Here is an 11,696-nt window from a genome sequence, read left to right on the forward strand (position 1 = left end):
ACTATTTTTGCCCGCACACGTTTCTATGGCTGCTAAACCGCTCAAACATACCCGCAAGAAAAAGCTCGGCAATTACCCGCACACCATGGTGATCTTCAGCATCACGCTGGCGCTGTTTGTCATTGGTTCTTTTGGGCTCCTGCTCATCCATGCCGGTAAGCTATCCAACCTGGTGAAACAGAACATCGAGGTGCAGGTGTACCTGGATCGGGAGATCTCGCCGCTGGAAATTGAGAAGCTGAAGAAGACGCTGGGCCGCAAGGAGTACATCGCCTACGAAGAAAACGAGCCGCAGGTCCTGTTCATGTCCAAAGAGGAGGGCGCCAAGGAATTCATTGACGAAAGCGGCGAGGATTTCCTGACGTTTCTGGGCGAGAATCCGCTGCGCGATGCCTTTATCCTGCGCATCAACCCCGAGTTTGCCACCTCAGAGCAACTCAAGAAAATTAAACAAGACCTGCAGAACACCCTGGGCGTGTACGAGGTAGATTACGTGGAGAGCCTCATTGACTCCATTAACCACAACCTGCGCCGCCTGAGCATTGTGCTGCTTTCGTTTGCGGCCATTCTGGTGCTGGTGGTCATCATCCTCATCAACAACACCATCAAACTGGCGCTTTACTCGCAGCGGTTCCTGATCAGGAGCATGCAGCTGGTGGGAGCCACGTCCTTTTTCATCCAGCGGCCATTCTTAAACCGCGCCACGTTCCAGGGACTGGCAAGCGGGGCCTTGGCATCACTCCTGCTGTATGCGCTGGTGCAATACGCCTACCATGAGATCAGTGAACTCTACCTGCTCCGCGATGAGAAGCAGATGCTCATTCTCATGGCCATCCTGCTGCTGTTGGGCGGGCTGCTGGGCTTTTTCAGTTCTTACCGGGCGGTTAAGAAATACCTCCGGGCATCCTTAGACGATTTATACTAAACACTACCTCCTTTATGGAAAACAAGACTCCCACCCCTTTCTCTTTTGGGCGCCGCAATTACCAAATCATGCTGGTAGGTTTACTGGTGATGGCCGTTGGCTTCATTCTGATGGCCATGGATTCTGAGCCTTACGGATACGGCTTTCTAGGACTCACCTTAGGGCCCATTGTGTTGGTCATTGGGTTTATCATTCAATTCTTCGCCATTTTGGCAAAACCCCGCAAAAACGTTTAAATGAGTATCTGGCAAGCCATCATCCTGGCCATAGTGGAAGGGTTGACGGAGTTTTTACCAGTTTCGTCTACCGGGCACATGGTCATCGCGTCCAGCCTGATGGGCATCAGCGCGTTTGAGTTCACCAAGATGTTCACGGTCTCCATTCAGTTTGGGGCCATCCTGTCGGTGGTGGTGCTGTACTGGAAGCGGTTTATCACTTCCTTTGATTTCTATAAAAAACTGATGGTGGCGGTGATTCCCGCGCTGGCCATTGGTTTCAGGTTGAAAGATCTGGTGTACTCCATGCTGGAGCGCATTGAGATTGTGGCCATCAGTCTGCTGCTGGGCGGTATTCTCCTGATCTACATTGACCGCTTGTTCCATGATCGGGTGAACCCCGTAACGACGCCCAGCTACAAAAATGCCTTTGTGATTGGATTGTTCCAGTGCATTGCCATGATTCCGGGGGTTTCGCGGTCAGCTTCCTCCATCATTGGCGGGCTTACCCAGGGCATGACTCGTAAATCGGCGGCGGAGTTCTCTTTCTTCATGGCGGTGCCCACCATGCTGGCGGCCACGGTCTACAGCGTGATCAAAGACCTCCTACACCTGGAGATCTCTGACGTGCTCACCTTCAACCTCCCCAAGATAAAAATGGGCTTTGCCTCCATCACCGCTCAGGAATGGCAGGTGCTGCTGGTGGGGAACGTAGTGGCGTTCATTGTGGCGCTGGCTGCCATCAAGTTCTTCGTGGACTTTCTGACCAAGTACGGGTTCAAGCTGTTTGGCTACTACCGCATTCTGTTAGGCCTGGTGATCCTGATTTTGCTTTCCATGGGCGTTGATTTACAATTGATCTGATGCAGGAAATTCCTTATGACTTTGAGGCCGGCGCCATCCTTCTGATGGACAAACCCCTCACTTGGACTTCGTTTGACGTGGTCAAGAAAACCAAGTTCGCGCTCCGCATCAAGAAGATCGGCCACGCCGGCACCTTGGATCCTCTGGCCAGTGGCCTCCTGATTCTGTGCACCGGCAAGTTCACCAAACGGATTGAGGAGATCCAGGCCCAGGAAAAAGAATACACCGGCACCTTTGTCTTGGGGCACACCACACCGTCTTTTGACCTGGAGACCGAGATTGACAGCACCGCCTCCACCGATCACCTGACCGCTGAGATGCTGACCGAGGCCGCCAACTCCTTTCTGGGCGAGATTGACCAGACGCCTCCCCTTTACTCAGCGGTAAAAGTGAACGGGGAAAGAGCCTATGCCATTGCCCGCCGGGGCGATGACGCCGAGATCAAATCCAAGCGCATCACCATCAAGCAATTTGAGCTTACCGCCATTGAGGGCAACCAAGTCCATTTCAAGGTAGTATGCTCCAAGGGTACCTATATCCGGAGTCTGGCCCGCGATTTCGGGCAGAAGCTGGGCTGTGGGGCGTACCTTTCCAAACTGGTCCGGACCCGTATTGGGGAATACCGGCTGGAAGATGCCATGACCCTGGACCAATTACAGGAACTCCGCGAAAAACAAGCGATGCACCATGATCGTCATCCGGGAGCTTAGTCAATTTCCAGTACTTTCAAATGCCGTGGTCACCTCCGGCACGTTTGACGGGGTCCATGTGGGCCACCAGAAGATACTTTCCCGGCTTATTGAAACCGCCCGCCAGAGCAACGGGCAAAGCGTGGTCATCTCCTATTGGCCTCATCCGCGCACGGTCCTCAACCCGAATGATGACTCCCTGCGCCTGCTCTCCACCATTGAGGAGCGCATTGAAGCCCTCCGCGCCTATGGCGTAGACTACCTGCTGCTGCTTCCGTTCACCCGCGAGTTCGCGCAGCTCACCTCCGAAGAATACATCCAGCAGATCCTGATACAGGCCATCCAAACCAAAAAGCTGGTGATTGGCTATGACCACCGGTTTGGGAAGAACCGTGAGGGCGGCTTTGATTACCTCCAGCAGAACGCGGCCCGCTATGGTTTCACCGTAGAGGAGATTCCGCGCCAGGACATTGATGCCGTGGGCGTGAGCTCCAGCAAAATAAGAACCGCCCTGGAACACGGCGATGTAGCCACGGCCGCCCGCTACCTGGGCCGGCCGTATTCCCTCACCGGCACGGTGGTTCAAGGCAAACAACTGGGCCGCACCATCGGTTACCCCACCGCTAACCTAGAGCCTAAGGAGAAGCTGAAACTGGTGCCCGCCCAAGGCATCTATGCCGTGACCGTCCAAACCCAAACCGGACTTTTCAAGGGGATGCTCAGCATCGGCACCAACCCCACCGTACAAGGCACCCACCAAACCATTGAGGTGAACATCTTTGATTTCGACGCCGATGTGTACGGGCAGGAAATCACCCTCTTTTTTGTTTCCTACCTGAGGCCCGAGCAGACGTTCAGCGGTCTGGAAGAACTCACCCAACAGCTCCACCTGGACAAAGTGGCCGCCTTACAAGTGTTAGGATAAATCAGGTAAATACGTAACTTCACCTCGGGCTTTCACGATAAAGACAGAAGGGAAGCAAGCCTGCCACTTGTTTGTCACCTAACACACCACTGTCTTATGTTCAGAAGCATTCTGGCTGTTCTAGGCGGAGCCGCGATTGGGGTATTTACCATCAGTTTGGTGGAATACATGAGCCACCAGCTCTTCTCCCTGCCCGCTGCGGTGAGTCCTCCCGAGGCTGCCTCCGGGTCTTTGAATGATGCTCCCACCGCGGCCTTGCTGCTGGTACTGCTGGGCTACGCGCTGGGCTCCTTCTTTGGCGGCATGGTGGCCGCCCGGTTCGGGCAGCACCGGCGCATCTTACTGGCGGTGCTGGTAGGTCTCTTTCTGCTGGCCGCCGGCATTGCCAACTTAGCTACTTTTTCGCACCCGCTCTGGTTTACTGTGGTCTCCGTGGTCATCTATTTGCCCATGGCGTATTTTGGCGGCATGATGTCGGTGCGGCGTATTCCGTAAGGCAGCTCTGTTTTGGGCCTCATTTTCTGAAAACAGGCTTAAAACGCCTTGTAAAGCAGAAACGAATCGGCAACCTGATTTAAAATTTTCTACACACTCCACGTTCATTTAGAAGATTATGATAAACAAAGTGGTGCAAAATGCCGCCGCGGCCTGTCAAGATATCCCAGACGGCGCTACCCTCATGTTGGGCGGCTTTGGCTTATGCGGTATTCCGGAGAACGCCATCCAGGAACTGTTGCGCAAAGGCATCAAAGACCTTACCTGCATCTCCAACAATGCCGGCGTGGATGATTTCGGGATAGGGTTGCTGCTGCAGAAACGGCAGGTGAAAAAGATGATCTCCAGCTATGTGGGCGAAAACGCCGAGTTTGAGCGCCAGTTGCTGTCCGGGGAACTGGAGGTGGAACTGATTCCGCAGGGCACCCTGGCCGAACGCATCAGGGCCGGAGGGGCAGGTATTCCCGCTTTCTTCACCCCGGCCGGCTACGGCACCGAGGTGGGCGAAGGCAAGGAAAGCCGCGCGTTCAACGGGAAAATGTACCTGATGGAAAGCTGGCTCAAAGCGGATTTCTCCCTGGTGAAAGCCTGGAAAGGCGATACCGCCGGCAACCTCATCTACAAAGGAACAGCCCGCAACTTCAATCCCATGATGGCCACCGCCGGGCACATCACCATCGCCGAAGTAGAGGAACTGGTGCCCGAAGGCGAACTGGACCCGAACATGATCCACACGCCCGGCATCTACGTGCAACGCATCTTCCAGAGCAAAGACTACGAAAAGCGCATTGAGCAACGGACGGTTCGGCAGGCATAGCCTGCCTCTTGATGTGGAGATGTGGTAATTTGAAGATGTGAGGATGTGGAGATGTGAGGATGTGGAGATTTATCAATTGGTCTATAACTCAGATATGGAAAAGCAGCAGCCTCAAAATCTCATTCTGGACCTCACGCTTGACTTTTCAGTGGCCGTAATAGAGTACGCGGAACAGTTGGAGACTCAAAGAAAATTTGTGGTGGCCAACCAACTCCTGAAAAGCGGAACTTCTATAGGAGCGAATGTACGTGAAGCGCAGAATGCGGAAAGTAGAGCTGATTTCATCCATAAGTTCAAGGTCGCGGCGAAAGAAGTAGATGAAACGGAGTATTGGCTTTTGCTTTGTCAGCGAGCACTTACATATCCAAACCCAGAACATCTTCAAAAAGACCTTCAATCCCTCAAAAAGATCATCTCTAAAATTATTATTAGTGCAAAAGCAAAAAATTGAAGTTGTGAAGAAGGGGATTTACCATTTCACGAATCTTCAAATCTTCAGATTTCCACATCTCCTAATTTCCAAATCTTCCCATCTTCAAATACGAATGAAATGAGTCTAGATAAACACGGCATCGCCAAACGGATAGCGCAGGAACTGCAGGAGGGATTCTATGTGAACCTGGGGATAGGGATTCCGACCCTGGTGGCCAACTACATTCCGGAAGGGATGAACGTGGTGCTGCAGAGCGAGAACGGGCTGCTGGGCATGGGCCCCTTCCCCACCGAAGACCAGGTGGACCCCGACCTAATCAATGCCGGAAAGCAAACGGTGACCACGCTGCCGGGCTCGGCGATTTTCAGCTCCGCCGAGAGTTTCGCCATGATCCGGGGGGAGCATGTGCACCTGACCATTCTGGGGGCTATGGAGGTATCGGAGCGCGGCGACATCGCCAACTGGAAAATTCCGGGCAAAATGGTGAAAGGCATGGGCGGCGCCATGGATTTGGTGGCCTCCGCGAAGAACATCATCGTGGCCATGCAGCACACCTCCAAAGACGGACAGTCCAAGCTATTAAAGAACTGCACCTTGCCCATCACCGGCCTGCAGTGCGTGAAGAAGATAGTAACGGATCTGGCGGTACTGGAGGTAACTGAAGACGGCTTTAAGTTGCTGGAGCGGGCACCGGGTGTTACCGTAGAACAGATTCAGGCCGCTACAGAAGGGAAATTAATCGTAGAAGGCGACATCCCTGAAATTAAAGTCTAAGAAAAGGTGTTACCCTAAGGCTGCCCCAACCCGGGCCTGACTGCTTTTGCTGTTTTTGAACCCATTTCCGGAAAACAAGTAAAAAGGAGCTAGCCCTTCATCGGCTTGGTGGCCGCAGAAAGCTTTTGTAATTTTGAAGGAACGCCTTTCAGAAAAGTCTGCAGCACTCTCCCAATCCTCCGTGATCAGGAAGCTGCCCTTCTCCCGTTGGCGTTTCTAAACCGATTTGACGTAACATGAGTGAAAATACCGAACACAAATTAATCCTTCGTCAGCTTACCACCTCAGACTACAAGGAAGTAAAACAGATCATGGAGCTGGTGTACACCAACATCGGCGGCTCCTGGACCCAGAAAGAATTCTCCTCGCTCCTGAAACGCTTCCCCGAAGGCCAGCTTTGTATTGAAGACAAGGGCCGGGTAGTGGCCGCCGCGTTGAGTCTCATTGTGCAGTATTCTGAGTACGGCGACAAACACACCTACGAGCAGATTGTAGGCGGCGGAAAGTTTGACACCCATGACTCAGACGGCGACACGCTCTACGGCGTGGACGTTTTCGTGCACCCAGAGTACCGCAACCTGCGCCTGGGCCGTCGTTTGTACGATGCCCGGAAAGAGCTCTGCGAGAACCTGAACCTGCGCGGCATCATCCTGGGCGGCCGAATCCCGGGGTACAACGCGCATTCAGACCAGATGACGCCCGGCAAGTACATTGAGCAGGTCCGGAACAAGGAGATCTATGACCCCATTCTCACCTTCCAGCTCAGCAACGGTTTCCACGTCCGGAAAATCATCAGAGGCTACATGCCGCAGGACAAAGAATCCAAAGCTTATGCCTCGCTGCTGGAGTGGATCAACGTCTATTATGAAGAGAAAGAAACGCTGGTAGGCGGTACCAAGCGCGTGGTTAGAATTGGGGTGATTCAGTGGCAGATGCGCCAGATGACGTCGCTGGAGGATTTTGAGCAGCAGGTGGAGTTCTTTGTGGACACCGTCAGCTCGTACAAAGCCGATCTGGTGATGTTCCCCGAGTTCTTCAACGCCCCGCTGATGGCCCTTTCCGATGAGAAATCGCCCTCGGCCGCTATCCGGAAACTGGCCGAGTACACCGATGGCATCCGGGAACGGTTGATCCACCTGGCGCTTTCCTACAACATCAACATCATCGCGGGCAGCATGCCTGAGTACATTGACAACAAGCTGCACAATGTGAGCTATCTCTGCCGCCGCGACGGTACGTATGACAAGCAGTACAAGCTGCACGTGACCCCGGATGAATCTCAGTACTGGGGGATGCGTGGCGGAAACAAACTCAGCGTCTTTGACACCGATTTCGGGAAGATTGGTCTGTTGATCTGCTATGACGTGGAGTTCCCGGAACTGGCCCGGATGCTTTCCGATCAGGACATGAAAATCCTCTTCGTGCCGTACCAGACCGATACCAAGAACGCGTATCTGCGGGTGCGTCACTGCGCTCAGGCCCGCGCCATCGAGAACGAGTGCTACGTGGCCATTACCGGAAGCGTAGGGAACCTGCCCCGCGTGGAGAACATGGACATTCAGTACTCCCAATCGGCGGTGTTCTCCCCTTCCGATGTTGCTTTCCCGCACGATGCCATCATCGCGGAAGCAACGCCTAACACGGAGATGACCCTCATTGCCGACCTGGACCTGGACTTGCTCAAAGACCTGAACACCACCGGTAGCGTACGGAACCTGAGAGATCGCCGGAAAGATTTGTACAACCTGAGCTGGTTACACCAGAAAGAAGACGATTTAACGGAGATTTAAGGAAAACACCCCAAAAACAGAAAGGCCGGTAAATACCGGCCTTTCTGTTTTATAATGATCTGGCAATTAAGTTCATGGACTTAAGATTGCCTGAACGCTTAGACTTCTATAGCAAGTTGTCTCTCAGTTCGAACCCATCTACTTGTTTGTTCTAAGAAGGACGTTTCTGTTTTGGGGCAGTTTTCAGAAAAGTGACCCTAAAACGTGGGCAGAAGCAGATGTTTGCTGCTGAAAACACTAATCAAAACTGCCACTAAGAAACGTTTTACAGGCTGTAAACCTATCCCACTCTTTGGTTGTTGATCCGGCTGTTTTTGCGGTTTTCCTGCGCCTGCGCCAGCAGGAAAGCAAGAAGGAAACCCACCAAAGCACCAATGGCCAAATGCCATTTCAACCGGGGACCAGTTTGGTGAATCAACGGGGCGAAAGCAACCGCTACCTGCATGGTTTCCAGCTTCCGGAGCTCATCTTCCAATAGGGCTTGATTTTCGTACAAGGCCGCACTTTGCTTGTATAGGTTGGTAGGGTCTAATGGCTCTCCGTAGACCAGTCCATTGGTGGGACCTTTGAGGGTGACCGCCGCCCGCTTGATGCTGTCAATAGAAGCGATGTCTTCCTTTAACTTGGCGATGGTGTTCTGCAACTGTTCCCGCCGGGATTGGGTGCTTCTGGAGAAGAAGGCGTTGCGCTCAAAATAACCAATCAACGCTTTCTGAAAAGCAGGAAAGAAATTCCGGTCGTACAGCTCCGCATCTACCCGGAAGGCTGCGCCCACCAACACCGTGTCCGGGGTGCCGGCAAAAGGATCAATCTCCACATACTGCACCGATTTGATATTGGCTGCCTCTTCGGGGCTCAGGTGGAGATCAGAAGCAACGGTTTCAGTATTGCCGTCCAAAAGCAAGGTGGCTAACCGGTTCACCTGCTCTTGCAGTAACCGGTTCCGGATTTCAGAAGGTACTAACGTGACCGATGACCGGTAGAAAGGACGTTGGCTTAAGTAGATCAGGTAACTTAAGCCAATGCCCACCAGTACCAAGAAAAGTACCAACGGCCAGCGGCGCAGAAGCAAAAAGAAAGAACGCCTGATCCCGTCCCGGATCTGGCCCGCGAAAGAAGCCAGTTTTCGGAAAACTACTCGTAAATCAATTTCGTCGCTTGTTCGGTCCTCTCGCCGAGACGTTTTATCCATGGGAACGTTGTTGTACTTCTCTTTTCAAAAATATAAAAACTTTATAGAACTCTGTGAAAAGCTTTCGGGCCGCTGCCAGCCGCCGTTTGGTGCTTCCGTTTATATTCGACTACCTTTGTCTGCTGGCAAATTCCCCGCGGGCGAAGCGAAACCCGAAGATTTTCTACTGTTTCAATTTGAAGGTTTACCTCACCAGGCATTGACCTTTTGACGAAACCACCCGGAGGTTGTAACCTACCAGTTTCTGCCAGCGACTTCACTTATAAACTAACGCCTTTCCGTTGAGTAAAATCAGAGCACTAACGAACGAGATGATGAGCGGCAGGATCCTGAAGAACTTGGTTTCGTTGGGTTCTCTGCAACTCTTCAATTTCCTGATTCCGCTGGTGCTGTCGCCCTACCTCGTCCGGATCATTGGGCTGGAGAATTTTGGACGGGTGTCGGTGGCACAGGCCATCATCTCCTACTTCAACATCGTCACCGACTACGGGTTCTACATCACGGCCACCAAGGAAATCTCCCAAAACCGCGACGATCAAAAAGCCATAGGCGCACTTTACAACGAGGTGCTTACCACCAAATTGGCGTTGCTTGCCGTCAGCTTTCTGCTCTTGGTAGGGCTGGTGACACTTTTCAGCACCCCTGAGACGCGGCCGCTTCTTTACCTGCTGTCTTTCACCTTGGTGGTGGGGCAAGCCGCCTTACCCGTCTGGCTGTTCCATGGCCTAGAAGACATGAAGTACATCACGCTGGTGAACTTCGGCACGAAGGTGTTTTCCGTACTCCTGATTTTCCTGTTCATCCGGCAGGCGGAAGATTACATCTACATCAACTTTTTCCTGGGCCTGGGCACCATGCTGGCGGCGGCCATTTGCCTCTTCTTCATCAAAAGGAAATATGGCCTGGTGTACCAACCCACTTCTTTAAAGAAAGTCCGGCAACATCTGAAGGAGGGGAAAGACATATTCGTCTCCAATTTTGCCGTCAACCTTTACTCCAATTCCAATATCCTGATCTTAGGTTTATTTGCCCCCGTGGAAATTGTGGGCTTCTACAGTATAGCCGAAAAGATCATCAATGCCGTGCGGCAGGTGTTGGGCGTGTATTACCAAGCCATTTACCCGTCTATGTGCAATCTGGTGACCAAAACGAAAAAGGAGATTCTTCAGGTCACCTTGCGCCTCCATCTTCCTTTTTCGTTCGGGATTTTAGGGATTTGCGCCGGAATCTTCTATTTCTCAGAAGAACTGACGCTTTATTTTTCCGGCACTCACACGCCAGCCATCGTGCACCTGATCCGGTTGTTGAGTTTCGTTCCTTTCTTCGTGGCGCTAAACATTCCCTCCAACCAGCTTCTGCTCATTTACGGGTTCAAGGAAAGCTACCGGACAACCTTGCTGCTAGGCTCTTTCCTGAACCTGCTGCTGAACACCGTCTTAAGTTCTTTTTACCAGGCTCAGGGCACAGCAATTGCCGTGATCATCACCGAGGTTTTCATTACAGCGGGCTTGATCATTATGCTGGAATACAAGAATCCTGTTTTTAGCCTGTTATTTAAAAAACAGCCCCAAAATCAAATCTGAGGATGGGCGGTTTCTCACCGTTTATTTTCTGATGCTTTTGATTTACGTCATCGGAAGTATAACACCCCGGGCCGCCGAATCTCAGTACCTATGCATATGGCGCTTACCAGTCTGAACCTGACATGATTGTATCTACCCTTGAAAACACGGCGGCCGTGGTGGTATTGTACCACCCGGAGGAAGAGGTTCTGGCCAACCTTGCCTCCTACTTACCCGCCGTTGACATTCTCTTTTGTGTAGACAATTCAGAGGTTAAAAATTCCAGGTTGGTGGCGCAGTTAAAGGCTTTCCCGAAGATCGTGTACCATGACAACCAGGGAAACAAGGGCCTGGCAGCAGCTTTGAACCTGGGGGCGAATCTGGCGCAATCTAAAGGGTACGCCTGGCTTTTGACCATGGACCAGGACAGCAAAGCTCATCCAGATATGCTGCCCCAAATGCGTAGTGCTTTGTCCCACCTTGGTGCTCAGAAGGTAGGCATTGTGGCTCCTTTCCAGCTGGATAAGGACAATCAGGACCAACTTCCGCAGCAAGAGATTCAGGATTTAAACGCCGTGATGACATCGGGCAACTTGCTTTCTATGGAAGCTTTTAAGAGCGTTGGTCCGTTCAGAACCGATTTCTTTATTGATTACGTAGATTATGAGTATTGCCTGCGTTTGAAGACCCACGGGTATAAAATCCTGCAGGTTCCACAAGCCATCCTGTACCACAGCGTAGGAAATATTACTCTAAATTATCTGCTGGGCGTACGGGTGACCGCCTCTAACCACTCTCCCATCAGGAGGTACTACATGGCCCGGAACCGGCTTCAGGTGATGAAAATCTACCGTAAACAATTTCCCGGTTTCGTGAAACAGGATACCTTTGACTTTCTGAAAGACGTGGTCAGAATCCTGTTCTTTGAGAAGGAGAAAGGGAAAAAGCTCCTGTACACGGCGTTCGGGATCCGGGATTTCTGGCACAACTCTTTCGGGAAATTCAGGCCCTGATG

General features: G+C 52.2%; 13 protein-coding genes. 12 read left to right on the forward strand and 1 reads right to left on the reverse strand.

Annotated features, from left to right (window positions below; translation table 11 throughout):
• The first annotated feature begins 25 nt into the window (after positions 1–25).
• The 10 genes from H7U12_RS00300 (at position 26) to H7U12_RS00345 (ending at position 7,927) form a co-directional block, all read left to right on the forward strand.
• The gene (locus H7U12_RS00300) at positions 26–925 is read left to right on the forward strand and encodes a cell division protein FtsX (RefSeq protein ID WP_186631143.1); all 900 of its coding nucleotides are present in this window, start codon (positions 26–28) and stop codon (positions 923–925) included.
• Between the two features lie 14 nt (positions 926–939).
• Entirely contained in the window at positions 940–1,161 is a 222-nt protein-coding gene (locus H7U12_RS00305; protein ID WP_186631144.1) for a DUF3098 domain-containing protein, read from the forward strand.
• Complete coding sequence (locus H7U12_RS00310) at positions 1,162–2,004, forward strand: undecaprenyl-diphosphate phosphatase (RefSeq protein ID WP_186631145.1); 843 nt, start codon at positions 1,162–1,164, stop codon at positions 2,002–2,004.
• On the forward strand, positions 2,004–2,714 hold the full coding sequence (truB, locus tag H7U12_RS00315; RefSeq protein ID WP_186631146.1) for a tRNA pseudouridine(55) synthase TruB: 711 nt from the start codon (positions 2,004–2,006) through the stop codon (positions 2,712–2,714). Before H7U12_RS00310 ends, truB begins: the two co-directional genes overlap by 1 nt.
• Complete coding sequence (locus H7U12_RS00320; protein ID WP_186631147.1) at positions 2,692–3,618, forward strand: bifunctional riboflavin kinase/FAD synthetase; 927 nt, start codon at positions 2,692–2,694, stop codon at positions 3,616–3,618. The genes truB and H7U12_RS00320 overlap by 23 nt, the downstream gene beginning before the upstream one ends.
• A 96-nt stretch (positions 3,619–3,714) precedes the next feature.
• Positions 3,715–4,113 (forward strand): hypothetical protein, encoded by a 399-nt coding sequence (locus H7U12_RS00325; protein WP_186631148.1) that lies wholly within the window; start codon positions 3,715–3,717, stop codon positions 4,111–4,113.
• Positions 4,114–4,231: 118 nt separating this feature from the next.
• A complete protein-coding gene (locus H7U12_RS00330; protein ID WP_186631150.1) occupies positions 4,232–4,930 on the forward strand; it encodes a CoA transferase subunit A in 699 nt (232 codons plus the stop codon).
• 94 nt (positions 4,931–5,024) lie between these two features.
• Positions 5,025–5,381 (forward strand): four helix bundle protein, encoded by a 357-nt coding sequence (locus H7U12_RS00335; protein WP_186631152.1) that lies wholly within the window; start codon positions 5,025–5,027, stop codon positions 5,379–5,381.
• A gap of 99 nt (positions 5,382–5,480) precedes the next feature.
• Positions 5,481–6,137, forward strand: coding sequence for a CoA transferase subunit B (locus H7U12_RS00340; protein ID WP_186631154.1), 657 nt, complete (start codon positions 5,481–5,483; stop codon positions 6,135–6,137).
• Positions 6,138–6,373: 236 nt separating this feature from the next.
• Entirely contained in the window at positions 6,374–7,927 is a 1,554-nt protein-coding gene (locus H7U12_RS00345; protein ID WP_186631156.1) for a GNAT family N-acetyltransferase, read from the forward strand.
• A 280-nt stretch (positions 7,928–8,207) separates the two neighbouring features.
• Here H7U12_RS00345 and H7U12_RS00350 read toward each other — a convergent pair whose 3' ends face one another.
• Entirely contained in the window at positions 8,208–9,119 is a 912-nt protein-coding gene (locus H7U12_RS00350; protein WP_186631158.1) for a hypothetical protein, read from the reverse strand.
• Positions 9,120–9,400: 281 nt separating this feature from the next.
• Here H7U12_RS00350 and H7U12_RS00355 point away from each other — a divergent pair, with 281 nt between their 5' ends.
• Together H7U12_RS00355 and H7U12_RS00360 are read left to right on the forward strand one after the other, a co-directional pair.
• A complete protein-coding gene (locus tag H7U12_RS00355) occupies positions 9,401–10,702 on the forward strand; it encodes a flippase (protein WP_186631160.1) in 1,302 nt (433 codons plus the stop codon).
• A gap of 122 nt (positions 10,703–10,824) precedes the next feature.
• Entirely contained in the window at positions 10,825–11,694 is an 870-nt protein-coding gene (locus H7U12_RS00360; protein ID WP_186631161.1) for a glycosyltransferase family 2 protein, read from the forward strand.
• The last annotated feature ends 2 nt before the right edge of the window (positions 11,695–11,696 follow it).

Origin of the sequence: Rufibacter sediminis, assembly GCF_014269285.1 — a bacterium.
In the GTDB taxonomy this organism is placed as follows: Bacteria; Bacteroidota; Bacteroidia; order Cytophagales; family Hymenobacteraceae; genus Nibribacter; species Nibribacter sediminis.